Annotated in this window: 16 protein-coding genes; 4 read left to right on the top strand and 12 right to left on the bottom strand. The window is 68.9% G+C overall.

Going from position 1 to position 18,399, the window contains the following annotated elements:
- Positions 1-43 precede the first annotated feature (43 nt).
- The 10 genes from ACTJI8_RS01430 to ACTJI8_RS01385 all read right to left on the bottom strand — a co-directional run bounded on the left by ACTJI8_RS01430 (position 44) and on the right by ACTJI8_RS01385 (position 9,688).
- Positions 44-976 (bottom strand): dihydrodipicolinate synthase family protein, encoded by a 933-nt coding sequence (locus tag ACTJI8_RS01430; protein WP_440731634.1) that lies wholly within the window; start codon positions 974-976, stop codon positions 44-46.
- A gap of 173 nt (positions 977-1,149) precedes the next feature.
- Positions 1,150-2,508, bottom strand: a complete 1,359-nt coding sequence (locus ACTJI8_RS01425; protein WP_440731633.1) for an FAD-dependent oxidoreductase — start codon at positions 2,506-2,508, stop codon at positions 1,150-1,152.
- Positions 2,505-2,750 carry a (2Fe-2S)-binding protein gene (locus ACTJI8_RS01420; RefSeq protein WP_440731632.1) on the bottom strand — a complete coding sequence of 82 codons (246 nt, stop codon included), beginning with the start codon at positions 2,748-2,750 and terminating at the stop codon, positions 2,505-2,507. The genes ACTJI8_RS01425 and ACTJI8_RS01420 overlap by 4 nt, the downstream gene beginning before the upstream one ends.
- The gene (locus tag ACTJI8_RS01415; protein ID WP_440731631.1) at positions 2,747-3,967 is read right to left on the bottom strand and encodes an NAD(P)/FAD-dependent oxidoreductase; all 1,221 of its coding nucleotides are present in this window, start codon (positions 3,965-3,967) and stop codon (positions 2,747-2,749) included. Before ACTJI8_RS01415 ends, ACTJI8_RS01420 begins: the two co-directional genes overlap by 4 nt.
- Positions 3,968-3,969: 2 nt before the next feature.
- Positions 3,970-4,680: an ABC transporter ATP-binding protein gene (locus ACTJI8_RS01410; RefSeq protein ID WP_440731630.1), complete on the bottom strand. Its 711-nt coding sequence runs from the start codon at positions 4,678-4,680 to the stop codon at positions 3,970-3,972.
- Positions 4,677-5,594 (bottom strand): ABC transporter ATP-binding protein, encoded by a 918-nt coding sequence (locus ACTJI8_RS01405; protein ID WP_440731629.1) that lies wholly within the window; start codon positions 5,592-5,594, stop codon positions 4,677-4,679. Before ACTJI8_RS01405 ends, ACTJI8_RS01410 begins: the two co-directional genes overlap by 4 nt.
- The gene (locus ACTJI8_RS01400; RefSeq protein WP_440731628.1) at positions 5,591-6,784 is read right to left on the bottom strand and encodes a branched-chain amino acid ABC transporter permease; all 1,194 of its coding nucleotides are present in this window, start codon (positions 6,782-6,784) and stop codon (positions 5,591-5,593) included. The genes ACTJI8_RS01405 and ACTJI8_RS01400 overlap by 4 nt, the downstream gene beginning before the upstream one ends.
- A 1-nt stretch (position 6,785) precedes the next feature.
- A complete protein-coding gene (locus tag ACTJI8_RS01395; RefSeq protein WP_440732423.1) occupies positions 6,786-7,673 on the bottom strand; it encodes a branched-chain amino acid ABC transporter permease in 888 nt (295 codons plus the stop codon).
- 73 nt (positions 7,674-7,746) lie between these two features.
- On the bottom strand, positions 7,747-8,934 hold the full coding sequence (locus ACTJI8_RS01390) for a branched-chain amino acid ABC transporter substrate-binding protein (protein WP_440731627.1): 1,188 nt from the start codon (positions 8,932-8,934) through the stop codon (positions 7,747-7,749).
- A gap of 91 nt (positions 8,935-9,025) precedes the next feature.
- The gene (locus ACTJI8_RS01385) at positions 9,026-9,688 is read right to left on the bottom strand and encodes a GntR family transcriptional regulator (RefSeq protein WP_440731626.1); all 663 of its coding nucleotides are present in this window, start codon (positions 9,686-9,688) and stop codon (positions 9,026-9,028) included.
- 92 nt (positions 9,689-9,780) lie between these two features.
- On the opposite strand from ACTJI8_RS01385, the gene ACTJI8_RS01380 reads away from it, so the two are divergent.
- Positions 9,781-10,920, top strand: coding sequence for a glutamate--cysteine ligase (locus ACTJI8_RS01380; protein ID WP_440731625.1), 1,140 nt, complete (start codon positions 9,781-9,783; stop codon positions 10,918-10,920).
- Between the two features lie 48 nt (positions 10,921-10,968).
- On the opposite strand, the gene ACTJI8_RS01375 is transcribed toward ACTJI8_RS01380, so the two are convergent.
- Positions 10,969-11,931, bottom strand: coding sequence for a sugar-binding transcriptional regulator (locus ACTJI8_RS01375; protein WP_440731624.1), 963 nt, complete (start codon positions 11,929-11,931; stop codon positions 10,969-10,971).
- A gap of 108 nt (positions 11,932-12,039) precedes the next feature.
- Here ACTJI8_RS01375 and ACTJI8_RS01370 point away from each other — a divergent pair, with 108 nt between their 5' ends.
- The 3 genes from ACTJI8_RS01370 (at position 12,040) to glpK (ending at position 16,136) form a co-directional block, all read left to right on the top strand.
- A complete protein-coding gene (locus ACTJI8_RS01370; protein ID WP_440731623.1) occupies positions 12,040-13,749 on the top strand; it encodes an FAD-dependent oxidoreductase in 1,710 nt (569 codons plus the stop codon).
- A gap of 86 nt (positions 13,750-13,835) precedes the next feature.
- Positions 13,836-14,591 carry an MIP/aquaporin family protein gene (locus tag ACTJI8_RS01365; RefSeq protein ID WP_440731622.1) on the top strand — a complete coding sequence of 252 codons (756 nt, stop codon included), beginning with the start codon at positions 13,836-13,838 and terminating at the stop codon, positions 14,589-14,591.
- Between the two features lie 30 nt (positions 14,592-14,621).
- Positions 14,622-16,136, top strand: a complete 1,515-nt coding sequence (gene glpK / locus ACTJI8_RS01360; protein WP_440731621.1) for a glycerol kinase GlpK — start codon at positions 14,622-14,624, stop codon at positions 16,134-16,136.
- Positions 16,137-16,212: 76 nt separating this feature from the next.
- Here glpK and ACTJI8_RS01355 read toward each other — a convergent pair whose 3' ends face one another.
- Positions 16,213-18,315 (bottom strand): endo-beta-N-acetylglucosaminidase, encoded by a 2,103-nt coding sequence (locus ACTJI8_RS01355; RefSeq protein WP_440731620.1) that lies wholly within the window; start codon positions 18,313-18,315, stop codon positions 16,213-16,215.
- Positions 18,316-18,399 lie beyond the last annotated feature (84 nt).

The following is an 18,399-nucleotide window of genomic DNA, read 5'->3' as shown; positions in this document are numbered from 1 at the left end:
GCGGGCCGGGCGTGCAGACGCCGGAGCACGGACGGCGTGCGCATCAGGCGACGACCGCCGAGCGCGCGGCGAGGGCAGCCAGGGCGCGCTCGGTATCGGCGGTGACCTGTGCGCGCTGCTCGGCGCTCAGCGGGCCGCGCGGCGGACGGGTGGGGCCGCCGTAGGAATTGCCGCAGATGTCCATGGAGAGCTTGATCGCCTGCACGAACTCGGTGCGCGAGTCCCAGCGGAACACGGCGACGAGCTGCTCGTACAGGGCCTTGGCCTCGTGCCATTTGCCGTCGGCGCAGAGGTTGTAGAGCTCGACCGCCTCGCGCGGGAACGCGTTCGGGTAGCCGGCGAACCAGCCGACGGCGCCGTTCACCATGAGCTCGAAGAGCACATCGTCGGCCCCCGCGATGATGTCGATGTCGCAGAGTTCCTTGATCTCGTAGACGCGGCGCACATCGCCGGAGAACTCCTTGATGGCCACGACCTCTGGGATCTGGGCGAGCTTCGCCACGAGCGCCGGCACCAGGTCGACCTTGGTGTCGAAGGGGTTGTTGTAGGCCATGATCGGCAGACCGGCCTTCGCGACCTCCTCGTAGTGCGCGATGACCTCGCCCTCGTTGGCGCGATAGATGGTCGGCGGCAGCAGCAGCACGCCGTCCGCACCGTCCTCGCGAGCCAGCTCGGCCCACTTCCGCGCCTGGTGGCTGCCCACGCCGTGCACGCCGGCGATGACGATGCCACGGCCGTCCACGGCCTCGACAGCGACCTGGATGACCTTGCGGCGCTCCTCGTCGGTGAGCGAGGAGTACTCGCCGAGCGAGCCGTTCGGACCGACACCGCGGCAGCCGTTGGACATCAGGAAGTCGACGTGCTCGCCGAACTTGTCGTAGTCGACGGCGAGGCCTGCGGGTGCCGAGGAGTCCTCGGTGAACGCGAGGGTCGTCGCGACGACGACGCCGCCGAGGTCCATGGTCTGCTCAGTCATTGCGATGTCCATTCTCTCCTGTGCCCGGCCGCCGTGGCCGGGTTCTCGTGGGTGGTCCGTGTGCTGCTCGTCGGCTGGTCGCTGACCACTCCGAAATGCGTCGCGACGTCTTCGTCACGGTAGTATGTAACATATCACCCACTACAACGAGTGAACAAGATCCTCCATGTGGGTCAGTCCGCGAGGTCCGACCGGGTCGCGGCGAGCTCGCCGATCCGCACCGAGGACAGCACAGGACGGCGGTCGTAGCCGACCAGCGCGCCCACGATGTCCTCGACGCTGCGGCCGCAGGTGCGCCCCTGGCATGCGCCGAGACCCGCACGCGTGGCGAGCCGCATCCCCCGCGATGAGACGTCGGCATACTCGTCGAGCGTCCGCCGGCGCACCGATTCGCAGCGGCACACGATGGTCTCCGCGTCCAGCCAGGCTGTCCAGCCGGGTTCGATCCGATGCGTCTGAAGCCGGGCGGCGAAGGCGCGCATGCGACGGCGCGCGGCCAGCGGCGCACGGTATCGGATGTCCGCCGGGGCGACCCCGGCCGCGGCGAGACCTGCCACCGCCCCCTCGGCGAGCGCCGCGTCGGCCCCGCCGATGCCGGTGATCTCCCCCGCGGCGTAGACGTCTTCGACGCTCGTGTCCTGCTGGGACCCGACGCGCACGAATCGGTCGGATCCGATCTCGCATCCTGCCTGGATCGCCGCCTCGAGCCGGGGGGTGAAGCCGTGGCCGAGCGCGACGGAATCGCATTCGATCGTGCGCTCGCTGCCGGGGATCGGGCGCCAGTCCCGGTCGATGCGCTGCACGGTCGCCGCTTCCACGACTGTGCCGCCGTGGATGCGCGTGACCGCCGCGCCGAAGCGGTACGGCGTGCGGTGCGCCGCGAGCGAGCCGAGATACGAGGCGAGCTCCCCGGCCTTGGCGGTCGCGGCGGCGAGCTCCCACGGGCGCCGCCCCCAGCCTCGCGCGACGGCCGTGATGCTCGCCGCCTCCACGACCTCGGCCACCTCCCCTCCGACGCGGCCGATGCTCTGCGCGACGGGGAGCAGGAATGGGCCCGCCCCGCCGAGGACCGTCCGCGTTCCGAGCCGCACCCCGTCGCGCTTCGCGAGCGCCTGTGCGGCGCCGGCCGAGGTCACGCCGGGAAGCGTCCAGCCGGGCACCGGCAGCACGCGGTCGTGCGCACCGGTGGCGATCACCAGGGCGTCGGCCAGGACCGTCTCACCGCGGCGCTGGGCGGCGTCCGCGGGTCCGATGAGCGCGTGCACGCGCAGCGGAGCCCCCGGTTCGATGCGCCACACCGAGGCGGAGGCGAGCACGCGCGCGCCCTCGAGCTGCTCCTGCAGCCGTCCGAACCGCGCAGTCTGGTGCTGAAGGTGCGGATCCGTGATCCCCGGGTGGTGCCGCCAGAACTGTCCGCCGACGCGCTCCCCCTCGTCCAGGACCGTGACCGCGGCACCGGCCTCGACCGCGGCCGCGGCCGCAGCCAGCCCCGCCGGCCCCGCGCCGATGACCACCACGCGTCGCGCGCTCATGCCCGTCCCTCCCGCTCGACGACATCGCCGTCGCACGCCGCGCGCTGACAGGCGCGGACGCCCTCCACGCCGTTGACCGTGACGACGCAGTCCTGGCAGATGCCCATGCCGCAGAAGATGCCCCGTTGCTCTCCCGCCGCCGTGCGCCATGTGCGCCGGCCGGCGCCCAGAAGCACACCGGCGATGGTCTGGCCATCCCGCCCTTCCACGGCGGCGCCGTCCACGATGATCTGCACGCTCACGCGGCGGCCTCCTTTCCTGGTGCGCCCGTACTGCGTCTCTCGACGCCGCCCTGGCCCCGCCCGTCGGAGCTCTGCAGGCTCGCCCGCGAGGGCAGGAACGGCGTGGGATCCAACGGCGCGGGGGTACCCAGCACGGCGTGCGCGATGAGTGCGCCCGTGGTCGGCGCGAGTCCGATGCCCGCCCCCTCGTGCCCCGCCGCGTGGAAGAGTCCGGCGATGGTGGCATCGGCGCCGATCGCCGGCAGATGATCCGGCGCGTACGGGCGGAAACCGTAGTAGGTGCGCAACAGCATGGTGTCGCGCAGGAACGGGAACAACCGCGTCGCCTTGGCGGCGATCTCGGACAGCGGCGCGAGCAGGCCGTCGCCCGAGAAGCCGACGCGCTCCCGGCTGGATCCGATCAGCACGGTGCCGGACGGCGTGGACTCGACCACGGTCGATGTCTGCAACGCGGCGTCGCCGGATCCGACTGCACTCACGTAGTCGGCGTCGTAGACCTTGTGGAACACCCGCTGCGGCATCGCCGCCGTGACGAGGATCGTGCCGCGGCGCGGCCGGATGTCCAGCACGCTGCCGAACAGCGCCGCCGTCTCTCCCGCCCAGGGGCCGGCGCAGTCGACCACGGCGTCGGCCTCGACCAGCCCGCCCGCCGTGCGCACCCCCGTCGCACGTCCCGCCACGACGACGCCCGCGACGACCTCTTCCACGATCAGCCGCGCGCCGAGGTGCACCGCCCGGGCGAGCATCGCCTGCGTGGCGAGGCTCGGCTGCACCTGCGCATCGTCGGGGTAGTGCACGCCGAGAGCGATCTCCGGGCTCAGGTGCGGCTCGGCGGCGCGCACGGCCGCCTCCTCGAGCGCTTCGGCGCGGATGCCGATGCCGTGCTGCGAGACCGCGAAGGACCTCAGCGCGTCGGCGCCCCCGGGGAAGGCGACGACGATGCCGCCCTTCGCCTCGAACTCCGTCGCGGGCTGACCGGGAACGCGATCCGCGTCCAGGCGCGCGGCCAGGGCGCGCCAGGCGCGGTTCGCCTCTATCGCGAGATCGGCCTCCGGTCCCGGTTCCTTGTCGGAGACGAGGATGTTCCCCTCGCACCGGCTCGAGGTCTCCCCCGCGACACCGCTGCGATCGATGACGATCACTTCGGCGCCCGCCTCGGTCAAGGCGAGTGCGCATGCCGCGCCGATCGCCCCGGCGCCGATCACGACGACCTTCATCCTCAGCCGCCGAGGTACGCGTCGACCACGCGCGCGTCGGCGGCCAGCTCCGCGGCCGAGCCGGAGAGCGTCGCCCGACCGGTCTCCACCACGTAGGCGCGGTCCGCGATCCGCAGCGCAGCGCGCGCGTTCTGCTCGACGAGCAGCACGGTCGTGCCGTGCGCATTCACCGCCTGGATCGTCTCCATGACCTGCTTCACGACGAGCGGCGCAAGCCCCATGGATGGCTCGTCCAGCAGCAGCAGCTTCGGACCTCCGATGATCGCGCGCCCGATCGCCACCATCTGCTGCTCGCCGCCGGAGAGCGTGCCGCCCTGCTGCTTGCGGCGCTCAGCCAGTCTCGGCATGAGCGCGTACACCTGATCGACGCGCTGGGCGATCAGCTTCTGGTCCCGCACGGTGTAGCCGCCGAGCAGCAGGTTCTCGTGCACCGTCATCGTGGAGAAGATCCGCCGTCCTTCCGGCACGTGCACGAGTCCCGCGGCCACGATGTCCCACGGCTTCGCGGTGGCGAGGTCCATGTCGCCCCAGCGCACCGTGCCGCTCTTGGGCCGTACGAGCCCGGAGAGCATGTTCATCGTGGTCGACTTGCCAGCGCCGTTGTTACCGAGCAGGCAGACGATCTCGCCCTCGTGCACGTCGAAGCTGAGCTCTCGCAGCGCGTGAACGCGGCCGTAGTAGACGTCTGCCGCCTGGACTGTGAGCGAGCTCATGAGCGCTTCCCCTTCTTCGTGCCGTCGCCTTCGAGCCGGGACAGGTCCACCGTGCCGGTCTGCAGCTTCGTGGCGTCCAGCGGCTCGTCCTCGACACCGAGGTACGCCTCGATCACGATCGGGTCGTGCTTGATCTGCTCCGGCGTTCCGACGGCGATCTCCTTGCCGTAGTTGAGCACAACGATGCGCTCGGCGAGCTCCATGATCAGCCCCATGTCATGCTCGATCAGCACCACCGCGACGCCGAGGTCCCGGATGCGCCGGATGAGCTGCATGAGCGCCTGCTTCTCACTGAAGTTCAGACCCGCCGCCGGCTCGTCCAGCAGCAGCAGCTTCGGACTCGTGGCCAGCGCCCGTGCGATCTCCACGCGGCGCTGCTCGCCGTACGGCAGCTGCGTCACGTAGAGGTTCTCGTCGTCCGTGAAGCCGACGAAGTCCAGCCAGCCGCGCGCCGCCTCGGCACAGGCGAGCTCGGCACGGCGGTAGCCGGGAGTGTGCAGGAAGGTCGCCCAGAAGCCCTCGCGCAGGTTCGCGTGCATGGCGGTCTTGACGTTGTCCAGCACGCTGAGCTCGCGGAACAGCCGCAGGTTCTGGAACGTGCGCGCCATCCCCCACTTCGTCACCCGCGACGGCAGCACCCGGTAGAGGCCGAAGCTCTGCAGCAGGTCCACCAGGCGCAGCTTCCGCAAGAAACCCGGCGCCTGGCGCACGATGTCGTTGCCGTCGAACACGACGGATCCGGACGTGGGCAGATAGAACCCCGAGATGCAGTTGAACGCGCTCGTCTTCCCCGCTCCGTTCGGCCCGATGACGGCGAGGATCTCGCCCTCCTGCACGGAGAAGCTCAATCCGTCGACGGCCTTCACGCCGCCGAACTGCAGTCGCAGGTCCGAGACCTCCAGCAGCGCGCTCATCGCGTCTCACCCTCTTCCGCCGTCGCGTCCTCCGCCTCGACCGGCGTCTCATCCTCGTCGACCGGCACCGGCGACAGGAAGCCCTGGGTGGGCGGCGGCACGGGTCTCCGCTTCTTCAGCCACGGCAGGATCGCCGTGGAGGGCCAGAGCCCCGCCGGGCGGAACAGCATCACCACGACGAGCAGCAGGCCGAAGATGAGGAAGCGCCATTCCGAGAAGTCGCGCAGCAGTTCCGGGGCGAGCGAGACGAACAGCGCACCGATGATCACACCGGGGGTGGAACCCATGCCGCCCAGGACAACCGCCATCAGGATCAGCGCCGAGTAGAGGAACTGGAAGCTGTTCGGGCTGATCGCGCTGAGGTGCGTCGCCATGAGCTGCCCCGCCACACCGGCCCACACCGCGCCGATGATGTAGGCGGAGATCTTCGCGAGGTAGGTGTTGATCCCCATCGCCTCGGCGGCGTCCTCATCGTCGCGGACCGCCTTCCAGGCGCGCCCCATCTTGCCCTTGGCGAGCCGGCCCGCGCCGATCACGCCGACGAGCACGACGATCGCCGCGACGAAGTAGTAGAAGAGCACCCGCTGCGGGAAGACCAGTCCGCCGATCGTGAGGCCGTCGGCGAAGCTCCAGCCGCCGAAGCTCCACGTCGGGATGCCGTGGATGCCGGAAGGGCCGCCGGTGATCTTCAGATTGTTGGCCGTGATCCGGATGATCTCGCCGAAGCCGAGTGTGACGATGGCGAGGTAGTCGCTGCGCAGACGCAGCGTCGGTGCGCCGATGATGATGCCGGCCACCATGCAGCACAGGATCGTCGCCGGAAGAGCCATCCACATGGGAAGCCCGACCACGGTGGTGAGGATGCCCGAGACGTAGGCGCCGACTGCGAAGAAGGCGATGTAGCCCAGGTCCAGCAGACCCGCGTAGCCGACGACGACGTTGAGCCCCATGCAGAGCATCACGTAGATCAGCGCGCTGGTCGCGATCGACATCGTGTACCGCGAGGCATCGATGAACGGGAGCACGGCGAGGAGCACGATGCACACCCCGCCGAGGACGCGCAGGAAGCCCTGCTGCGAGGAGAGCACGCCGCGGGGCGCGGACGGACGGTCGAACAGCGGCGAGGGCGCGCGCAGCTTCGCGTCGCGCAGCGCCGAGATCACGGAGCCTGGGGTTGCGGTGCCGGACATGTCACATCCTCTCGACGACGCGGGCGCCGAGCAGCCCCGTCGGTTTGAAGGTGAGGAAAAGGATGAGGAACGCGAACGAGAACACGTCGCGCCATTCGCCGCCGAACCATGCGGATCCGAACGACTCCAGCAGGCCCAGCAACAGTCCGCCGAGCATCGCGCCGTAGAGGTTGCCGATGCCGCCGATGACCGCCGCGGTGAACGCCTTCAGACCGATGATGAATCCCATCAGGAAGTCGATCGAGCCGTAGTAGGCACCGGCCATCACGCCGGCGGCTCCGGCGAGGGCGGATCCGATGAAGAACACGGTCGCGATCACGCGGTTCACGTTGATGCCCATGAGCTGCGCGCCCTGCGGGTCCAGCGCGATCGCGCGCATCGCCCTGCCCTGACGGGTGCGCTCGACGATGTGCGCAAGCACGAGCATCAGGCCCGCGGCGATGATGACCAGCACGATCTGCGCCGGGGTGATCCGCATGCCGAGGAAGTCGAAGCCGGCGGACTCCAGCCGCACCGGGAACGCCTCGGGGTTGGGCCCGAAGATCTGCCGCACGGCGTACTCCAGGGTGAACGAGACGCCGATCGCGGTGATCAGCACGGCGAGCCGTGGGCTCTTGCGCAGCGGACGATAGGCGATCCGCTCGATGCCGACGCCGATGAGGCCGGTGGTCACCATGGACAGCAGCAGGATCACCAGCAGCAGCGGGATCGAGCTCTCATTCGAGATCCCGAAGGCCGAGAGCGTCGCGAAGCCGGCGAACGCGCCGAGCATGTAGATGTCACCGTGCGCGAAGTTGAGCAGCTTGATGATCCCGTAGACCATGCTGTATCCGAGCGCGACGAGGGCGTAGAACGAGCCGACGATGAGGCCGTTCCAGATGAGTTGCATCACGAGGATGTCCTTTCCGGGGTGAGCGAAGGCCGTACGGGGGCGATCCGCGAAGATCGCCCCCGCGGTCGGCTCAGCCCTGGAGGTCGTCCTTGAGGACGAACTGGCCGGAGGACGGATCGATCGAGACGATCACGAACCCGCCGCCCGACCGGGTGTGGTCGGGCATGAACGTGAGCGGACCTGCGAGCGTCTTGAAGTCCTTGAGTCCCTCGAGCGCCTTGACCACACCGTCGAACTTCGTGCCCTTGGCCGTCTTCATCGCCTCGGCGACCACCTTGACCGCGTCGTAGGACTGGGTCGAGTACGGACCGGGGTCGGCTCCTGCGAGCTTCTTGTAGTCGGCGATCCACTTCTCGGCGCCCTTGAGCATGTCGGGCGTCTGGGTGAAGGTGCCGAGCACGTTCTCGGTGTAACCCTTGCCCGCGATCTCGGCGAACTTCGCGTCCACCGATCCGTCGCCGACGAGGAAGGACCCGCTGAAGCCGGCGTCTTTGGACTGACGGGCGATCAGACCGCCCTCCTGGTAGTACCCGGTCCAGTACACGAGGTCGGGCTTGGCGCCGGAGAGCTGGGTCGCCACGGCGGAGTAGTCGTTCTCACCGGGCGTGATCACCGCATTGAAGTCGACCGTGAGGCCCGCGTCCTTCGCCTGCTGCGCGAACGAATCGGCGAGATCCTTCGAGTAGGCGGTCGCATCGTTGATCGCCGCGACGGTCTTCGCTCCGGACTTCTGCGCGTACTTCACCGCCGACGCGGCCTGCTGGGTGCCCGTGCCGTTGATGAGGAACACGCCGGGGAGCTTCTGCTTCACGAGCTCGTTGGAGTTCGCCGCCGGGATCACCGTCGGGATCTTCGCCTCGTTGAAGATCGGCAGGGTCGGCAGCGTGGCGCCCGAGCAGTACCCGCCGACCGAGGCGACGACGCCGTCGGTGACGAGCTTGTTCGCGGCGGCGACCGCGGTGGTCGCGTCGCACGCGTCGTCCTGCACCTCGAGCTGCAGCTTGCGCCCGTCGATGCCGCCGTCCGCGTTGATCTCGTCGATGGCGAGCTGCGCGCCGTTCTTCATGTAGTTGCCGAACGCCGACTCGCTGCCCGAGAACGGCGCGAGCATGCCGAGCTTGATCGGTCCAGATCCGCCTCCGGATCCGCTGTCGCCGCCGCTCGCGAGACCTCCGGAGCATCCGGCGGTGGCGAGCAGGGCGCCCGCTGCGACGACGACGGAAAGTGCGCGCAGGGCGCGGGTGGTTCGGGTGTGCATGTGAGGACCTCCTGGATGCGACATTGCATTCGTGGTGAATACCATGTGACACATTACTCATGCGGAAGGCTCAGCGGAAGGGGGTCCTGGCTCAGTTCTCCTCGCGCCCGCTCCACACACCGCCGACGTGGCCCAGGTGCCGGCGCATGAGCGCCTCCGCGCCTTCGCCGTCTCCGGCCACGAGCAGATCGACGAGCTCCGCATGCTCCCGCGCAGTGGGCATGAGGGTGTCGGAGTCAGCCAATCGCACGAGCCCCACCAGGCGGGTCTGCTGACGGAGTTCACGCACGGTGTCCACGAGCTTCTGGTTTCCCGTGACCGCGAGGATGCGCAGGTGGAAGGTCGTGTCGGCCTCGAGGTACTCCTCGAAGCGGCGTTCCTGCCCCGCCGCCACGATGCGCTCGGCGAGCTCGCGGAGCTCCTTCTCGAGCGCTTCGTCGATCGCCCCGGCGACGCGCCGCATCGGCGGTGCCTCCAACAGCAGACGCACGTCGGTGAGCTGGTTCAGCTCGTCGGCGGAGACTTCGGTGACCTGGAAGCCGCGGTTGCGGATGGGCCGGAGGAAGCCGCGCCGCGCAAGATTCAGCATCGCCTCGCGCACGGGGGTGGCACTCACCCCGAAATCGCCGGCCAGGGTGGGCACCGTCAGCACCTCTCCTGGGGGTGTCTCCCCCGACACGATCCGCGCCCCGATCATGCGCTCCACCTGCTCGCGCAGACTCTCCGCAGGAACGAGAATGGAGCCGGCGCTCATGCGCGGCACCCGTCGCAAAACGTCATACGGCACATGCTAGCGCCGTGCATGCCATCATTGGCCGACGACCTCCTGCACCGAATCGAGGCCCCATGCCGATCGAGTTCGCCACCTCGCCGCGTTCCACGGTCGGACTGGAGTGGGAGCTCATGCTCGCCGATCCGGCCACCGGTGATCTGGTCGGGCGTGCTCCCGAGCTGCTGCGCGATCTGGAGGGGGCGAGCGCGGACGAGCGGCACACCGTCACCGGCGAGCTGCTGACCAACACGATCGAGGTCACGAGCGGCATCGGATCCACCGTCTCCGCCGCCGTGGCCGACATCGCCGCCGCGATCGCGGCCGTCCGCGCCGCGACGGATCCGGCCGGCATCGAGCTGCTCTCCGCAGGCAGCCACCCCTTCGCGCAGTGGTACGACCAACAGGTCACCGACAAGACCCGCTATCACTCACTCATCGAGAAGACGCAGTGGTGGGGCCGCAACATGATGATCTGGGGCATCCACGTGCACGTCGGGGTCGAAGACCGCGACAAGGTGCTGCCGATCATCGGCGCACTCACCTCGTATCTGCCGCATCTGCAGGCGCTCGCCGCCTCGAGCCCGTTCTGGGCCGGAGAGCGCACCGGCTATGCCTCGAACCGCGCCCTGGTGTTCCAGCAGCTGCCGACGGCGGGCCTGCCCTGGCCGCTCCCGGACTGGGCGGCCTACGAAGGCTACCTCGACGACATGGTGCGCACCGGGGTGATGTCCGATGCCACCGAGGTGCGCTGGGACATCCGCCCCGCCCCGCGCTGGGGCACGATCGAGGTGCGCGCCTGCGACGGCATGTCGACCCTGCACGAGCTCGCCGCGGTCGCCGCCCTCACCCAGGTGCTGGTGGAGTCGTTCTCCCGTGATCTCGACGAGGGACGGACGCTGACTCCGCTCGCGCCGTGGTTCCACCGCGAGAACAAGTGGCGTGCGGCCCGCTACGGACTCGATGCCGAGCTCATCGTGTCGGCCGACGGTGCGCAGCGTTCGGTGCGGGAACATCTGACCGAAGAGCTGGAACGGCTCGCGCCGGTGGCGGCGGATCTGCAGTGCTCGGCGCAGTTCGGCGGGGTCGCCGACATCCTGCACGGCGGCGCGAGCTATGAGCGCCAGGTCGCTGTGGCCGACGCGACCGGCGGCGATCTGCACGAGGTCGTCGAGCACCTGATCCGCGAGTTCCGCTCGGGCCCCGAGACGCTCTGAGCAGGGCGAGCCCGGGTTCTCCGAGGCGATTCCGCGGCTCTCGAAAAGTCAGCCCTCCACGAGCTGGCGCGCGAGCCCCTCATCGAGCACCACATCCGTGACCAGCCGCGCCCCGATCGCCGCCTGCAGCGACGGCAGCTTCTGCGCCCCCGCCACGACGCAGAATCGCCGCGCGACGCGGCGCAGCCGGTCCAGACCGGGCCCGGTTGCACGGGCGTTCACCGCGATGTCCTTCCAGGTGCCGTCGGCACGGAAGAACACGGTCGCCACGTCGCCGATCGCTCGATCCTCGCGCAGGCTCCGATAGTCGTCCCGGCCCAGATAGCCACCCACATAGACCCGGCTGGGCACTTCGGCGCTCGGCGAACCCACGCTGAACACGGCGAGATCCATCTTCGCCTGCAGATCCAGCACCCGCAGCGTGCTGCGTTCGCGCCACATCGCCTCCCGCGTGCGGGGGTCGTCGAAGAAGGCGGGCACGGGGAACTGCTGCACCTGAGCGCCGAAGGCGGAACCGAAGCGCTGCAGGATCTCGCTCGAGTACTCCACGCCACTGGTCAGCGTGTTCCCGGCGCCGTTCAGCTGGACGATGGTCGTGCCGCGGGTCTCCTTCTGCCCGAGGTCGCGGCTGACCGCGCTGATCGTCGAACCCCAGGCGAGCCCGACCACCATGTTCGAGTCGATGATCTGCGTGAGCAGGCGGCCCGCGGTCAGCGCCACGCGTTCGAGACGCTCCACCTCGGTCACGCTCTCCGGCATCGGCACGACGTGCGCGGTCACGTGCAGACGGTCGTGCAGCTGCTGCTCGAGCTCCCCCGCATGTTCGAGGGGCGAGTTGATGCGGATGTCGACGAGCCCCACTTCACGTGCATAGCTCAGCAGGCGGGACACTGAGGAACGGGAGGTCCCGAGTTCGTCGGCGATGACATCCATCGTCTTGTCCTGGAGGTAGTAGAGCCGGGCTGCGGTGAGGGCCGCGACCGCCTTCGACTGGCGCTTCCGTTCAACCATTTCGAGCCCTTCGCGTATCGATTCGACCGATTCTTGCACATTCGTGCACGGCGCTTGACCATACGGGCGGCTGGGGGAATGCTGTGAGAAATCCGGAAGGAGACGAAGATGACCGACCACGTCCACAACGCCGCAGAACGCCCCGAGGTGACTCGCGTACGCGAAGCGGGCCGTACCACCGTGCTGGTGATCGGCGGCGGGATCAACGGGATCTCCACCTTCCGCGACCTCGCTCTGCAGGGAGTCGACGTGGTCCTCGTCGAGCGCGGCGACTTCGCCTCGGGAGCGTCCTCCGCCTCGAGCCATATGATCCACGGCGGCATCCGCTACCTCGAGAACGGCGAGTTCCGCCTCGTCAAGGAGTCGGTCACCGAACGCAACGGCCTTCTCAAGATCGCCCCGCACTACGTCAAGCCACTCGAGACGACGATCCCGATCTACTCGACCTTCTCGGGGATCCTGTCCGCGCCGCTGCGGTTCCTCACGCACAAGTCCGGAAAGCCGCAGGAGCGCGGCGCCTTCCTCATCAAGATGGGCCTGACCATCTACGACACCTTCTCGCGCGACGGCGGCATGGTCCCGCGGCACAAGTTCCTCGGCCGCAAGAAGTCGCTCGCCGAGCTCCCCTCGATGGACCCGAAGATCAAGTACACCGCGACCTACTACGACGCCTCCATGCACGACCCCGAGCGCCTCGCGTTGGACGTGCTGCAGGACGGTCGTGCGGCGCACCCCGGTGCAGTGGCGCTGAACTATGTCGAGGCCATCGGACACGAAGGGGACGCGGTGCTCGTGCGCGACCGCGAGAGCGGGACCGAGTTCCCGATCGCCGCGGACGTCGTCGTGAACACCTCGGGCCCGTGGACCGACCTCACGAACGAGGCCATGGGCGAGCTGACCCGCTTCATGGGCGGCACCAAGGGGTCGCACATCGTTCTGGACAACCCCGAGCTGCACGCCGCGACCCGGGGCCGTGAGATCTTCTTCGAGCACTCCGACGGCCGCATCGTGCTGATATACCCCCTCAAGGGCAAGGTGATGGTCGGCACCACCGACATCGACGCCGACCCCCGCGAGGTGCCGCTGTGCACCGAGGAGGAGATCGACTACTTCTTCGATCTCGTGCACCACGTCTTCCCGACGATCGACGTGAACCGCGATCAGATCGTGTATCGCTTCAGTGGGATCCGTCCCCTCCCCCGTCACGAGGACACCGCACCCGGATTCGTCTCGCGCGACTACCGCGTGGAGGTCGACAACAGCCGCGCCGTCCCGCATCTCAGCCTGGTCGGCGGCAAGTGGACCACGTTCCGCGCCCTCGGCGAGTCGCTCTCCGACCGGATCCTGGAGCTGCTGGGTCGCACGCGCGTCGTATCGACCCTGGGTCGGGCGATCGGTGGCGGCAAGGACTACCCGCAGGACAACGCGGCGCGCGTCGCCTGGATCGCGAAGAACCTGCCCGGCGCCGGCGAGCGTGCCGAGCAGCTGCTGAAGCGCTATGGCACCCGCGCCGCCGAGGTGTGGACATTCGTCGAGCAGGGCCCGGACGCCCCGCTTGCCGGTGGGCAGCTCTCGACGCGCGAACTCGAATGGATGGTGCAGAACGAGCTGATCGTGCGCCTCGAGGATGTCATCCTGCGCCGCACCAGCCTGGCGTTCACCGGCGACGTCACCGAGGAGATCCTCGAAGAGGTCGCCGAGGCGCTCGCGCCGCTGCAGGGCTGGGACCGCGCACGCGCTGCCCACGAGATCGAACTGACCCGGGAACTGCTGAACACCCGGCACGGACTGTCCCTCGTCGCCCGCACCCGCGGGTAACGGGGTTCCGCCGCCGCCCTCCTCGGCGTCTACTCGAACACCGCATCGGCAGAGGGGCCGATGCTCTGCGAAAGGTCAATGGAGACATGCCTGAAGTGAATATGGGGCTCTATTTCCTGTCCGAACTCGTCGGAACGGCGATGCTGATCCTCCTCGGATGCGGTGTCGTCGCCAACGTCGCCCTGGCGAAGAACAAGGGTCTGGGCGGCGGCTTCCTGATGGTGAACTGGGGATGGGGCCTGGCGGTCTTCGCCGGCGTGCTCGTCTCCGCCTACTCCGGAGCCATCCTGAATCCGGCCGTCGGCATCGGACTTCTGGTCGCGAACAAGATCTCGTTCGCTCAGTTCGCCGTCGCCGCGGGCGCGGAACTGCTCGGTGCGATCATCGGTGCCGTGCTCTGCTGGCTGGCGTACAAGCAGCACTTCGATGAGGAGCCCGACCCGGCGAACAAGCTCGGCGTCTTCTCGACGGGCCCTGCGATCCGCTCCTACGGCTGGAATCTCGTCACCGAGATCATCGGCACGTTCGTCCTGGTGTTCGTGATCTTCGCGTTCGCCGACTACGGCGACGTCAAGGTCGGCACGCCGGGAGGCCTCGGCCCGCTGACGGCGCTGCCCGTCGCCCTGCTCGTCGTCTCGATCGGCGCTTCGCTCGGTGGCCCGACCGGCTACGCGATCAACCCGGCTCGTGACCTCGGCCCGCGCATCGCTCACGCGATCCTGCCGATCAAGGGCAAGGGCTCGAGCGACTGGGCGTACTCGTGGGTTCCGGTGGTCGGCCCGCTCATCGGCGGTACCATCGCCGCTCTCCTCGCTCCGGTGCTCCTGCACCTCGCGAAGTAACCCGAACCGCTATTCAAAGGAGAACTGCACATGGCTGATTACGTCATCGCCATCGACCAGGGCACGACCTCGAGCCGCGCCATCATCTTCGACCGCAAGGGCAGCATCATCGCCACCGGTCAGAAGGAGCATGAGCAGATCCTGCCGCAGGCCGGCTGGGTCGAGCACGACGCGTCGGAGATCTGGGCCAACGTCCAGGAGGTCATCGGCCTCGCTCTGACGCGCGCGCACCTGACCCGCCACGACATCGCCGCGGTCGGCATCACCAACCAGCGCGAGACCGCCGTGGTATGGGACAAGACCACGGGCAAGCCCGTGTACAACGCGATCGTCTGGCAGGACACGCGTACCCAGCCCATCGTCGACCGTCTGGCTGCCGACGGCGGCGTCGAGCGGTTCAAGCAGATCGTCGGCCTGCCGCTGGCGACCTACTTCTCCGGCACGAAGATCGCCTGGATCCTCGAGAACGTCGAGGGCGCGCGCGCCAAGGCGGAGGCGGGCGACCTGCTGTTCGGCACCACCGACAGCTGGGTGCTCTGGAACCTCACCGGCGGCGTCAACGGCGGCGTGCACGCCACCGACGTCACCAACGCCTCTCGGACCATGTTCATGGACCTGGAGACGCTGCAGTGGCGCGACGACATCCTCGAGGCCTTCGGCGTGCCGAAGTCGATGATGCCGTCGATCCGCTCCTCTTCCGAGGTCTACGGGGCCGCGGAGGGATCCTCGCTGCTGCGGGAGACCCCGATCGCCGGCATTCTGGGCGACCAGCAGGCGGCGACGTTCGGCCAGGCGGCGTTCAACACCGGTGAGAGCAAGAACACCTACGGCACGGGGTGCTTCCTGATCTTCAACACGGGCGAGGAGATCGTCCATTCGAAGAACGGGCTGCTCACGACCGTCGGCTACAAGCTCGGCGACGGCCCGACGCACTACGCGCTGGAGGGCTCGATCGCGGTCACCGGATCCCTCATCCAGTGGCTGCGCGACCAGCTCGGGATCATCGACTCCGCCCCCGAGGTGGAGGAGCTGGCCCGCCAGGTCGAGGACAACGGCGGCGTGTACATCGTGCCGGCGTTCTCGGGTCTGTTCGCGCCGTACTGGCGTCCGGATGCCCGTGGCGCGATCGTGGGTCTGACCCGCTACGCGAACAAGAACCACATCGCGCGCGCCGCGCTCGAGGCGGTGGCGTTCCAGACCCGCGACGTGCTCGACGCGGTCAACGCCGACGCCGGAGTGGACCTCACCGAGCTCAAGGTCGACGGCGGCATGGTCGCGAACGACGCGCTCATGCAGTTCCAGGCCGACGTGCTGGGCGTCCCGGTGGTCCGCCCCGTGGTCGCCGAGACGACCGCGCTGGGCGCCGCCTACGCGGCCGGCCTCGCGGTCGGGTTCTGGAGCGGCCTGGACGACCTCTCCGCCAACTGGCAGGAGGACCGTCGCTGGGAGCCGAGCATGGACGCCGCGGAGCGCGACCGACAGCTCCGGCTGTGGCGCAAGGCCGTCACCAAGTCGATGGACTGGGTCGACGACGACGTGAAGTGATCTGACGCACGAAGAAAGGCGGGCCCGGAGGAACGATCCACCGGGCCCGCCTTTCTCATGTCTCCAACGGGATGGATCAGGGGGTCAACGCGGCCTTCACGGGAGCGCTGCGGTGCAGGTCGCCGCCGAATGCGACGAGCTGGAACTGCCACCCTCCGGCGAGATCCACCGCCTCGGCGAAGAACACGTCGCGGTGCACGCGTCCCAGCCAGGTGGTGCCGCGGTCCCCGATCTGCAGCACGTCGTAGCCGACGGCATCGGCCTGGAGATCCCAGGCGAAGCTCAGATGCCGTCGCCCGTCTCCGGCATCCCCCGCGTGGGCGACCTGGAAGCCGGTCGGCGTCGATGGCTTCAGCGGTTTGCCGGCCTCCCGCAGCGACACGCGTCCGAGACGGCCATCGCCACTGGTGCGCAGCGAGATCCGCGCGACGCGTCTCCCGTGCATCTCGATCCCGCCGGTCCAGCCGTCCCAGTCCGCGGACGCCGATTTCGCCAGCGACTGCCAGTCGATCTCGGACGGTGCATCCTGCCACGTGATCCCGATGTCGATGGTCTGCAGCCCCTGCGCGCGGACGTCGACAGACATCGCCTTCGCGGCCGTCAGGTCGGTCTTGAACAGGTGGATCACGCCCCCGCCGCGCAGAGCGAGGCTGTGCCCGCTGCCGTAGCTGGCCGACTCGTCCAGCGTGACGACGAGGTCACCCTCGGTCCAGTACTGCCAGGTCAGCGCCCGGTCCGCGCAGCCCATGTTGTCCCAGCCGCCGTCACGCACCTTCGTTCCGTCGAGGAAGAATGCGGATCCGGCGCCCACGTTGAAGTCGGTGGCGATCGGCAGGCTGCCGTACGGCGAACGCTCCGTGATCCAGTGCGCGATGCCATCCCACTGCCGGTAGTTGAGGGTGTCGGTGCGATACGGGGGCGTGCGGGGCTCGAGCCGTCCGGACGTCCCCGGGTTCCCTGTCGGGCCGGACCAGAACCGCTGCTCCAAGTCGCGGTACGTCGCGCGCCCCTCCGCGGTGGACGTGGTGCCGTCCCACGATCCGTTCAGCCAGATCTGGGAGTCCACGAAGAGCGCGACCGAGGTCGGCGCAGGACGACCCGGGCCGGCCACGCTGCCGAAGTCCTCTTCGGGCCGGAACCCGCCCTTCTGGTGTTCGACGCCCGCGAAGCCCACCGTGCGAGGGTCGTAGCCCGCGGCGACGGCTGATGCGGCGCTCTTGCTGAGATCGCGGTCTGCGCCGCCGGTGGTCGCCTGCCACCAGTAGTTCATGAACAGGGAATCGTAGATGGGCGCGTCCGGCGTGCCCAGCCAGCGCAGGTTGTTCTCGCTCAGCCTGTTCTCATAACTGACCTCGCCGCTGTCGAAGTCCGCCGAGTCATAGCCCTGCAGATAGAAATCGGGATCCGCGCGCTTGAGGTAACGCAGGAAGTCCTGGAACTTCTTGATCTGCGCCGCGCTGACGCTGCCCTCCTGATTGATGAACAGGCCGTCGAATCCGAAGTATTTCCGGATCTCGATCATCTTGTCCGCGACGGGGAAGGATCCGTCGCCGGACTGCACGAGGAATGCGTCGAAGTCGACGGGGCGCGGCCAGAACCAGCCACCGATGGAGCGCGCGCCGTTCTTATGCGCGGCCTCGGTCCAGCCGGGATTCGGGATGTCGATCACGCCGTACGGACGTCCGGGGGCACGCTGCCCATCGATCATCTCGATGGGTGCCGGCCCCTTGACCTGTCCGTGCCAGGTACCCCAGATGTCGATGTACGACCAGTACCGCTGGGTGTACACCTGCGCCTCCAGGCCGATCGCCTGGTTGTGGCCCTCGTAGGTGCTCCCCGCGTCGTCGATCGTGAGCGTGGACAGCTGCACGGCGGGGTCGAGATCCGGATGCGCCTGCGTGGCGGCGAAGGGCGCGATGCGCGTGGCCCGTGGGATCAGACAGCGCAGGTGCCGCGCCCACGGCGTCGTGCCGGGGTCGAAGGCGAGCAGATCATCAGCGGCCCAGCCGAACGTATAGGGCCCGGGCGGCGTTCCCCCGGATGCCGGCACAGGTGCGGCGGCATCGGTTCCCGCGGCAGGACGCGCTGCCGCGTCGGCGATCCCCGGCGCCCCGGCGAGCAGCGCTGCCAGCCCGACACCTCCGACGGTCAGGAATGTTCTGCGGTTCAGGTCAGCCATATGCACCCTCCAGGTTGCGCTCCGTTGCGTGGCGGATCCGCGCCCCGTCACTGGAGACGCGAAGCCGCGTCCAGGCTATAACGC

It is taken from the genome of Microbacterium sp. 22303, assembly GCF_052045265.1.
Taxonomy (GTDB): domain Bacteria; phylum Actinomycetota; class Actinomycetes; order Actinomycetales; family Microbacteriaceae; genus Microbacterium.
Note: the sequence above shows the minus strand (reverse complement) of the source record. Positions and strands in the feature narration are given on the sequence as shown.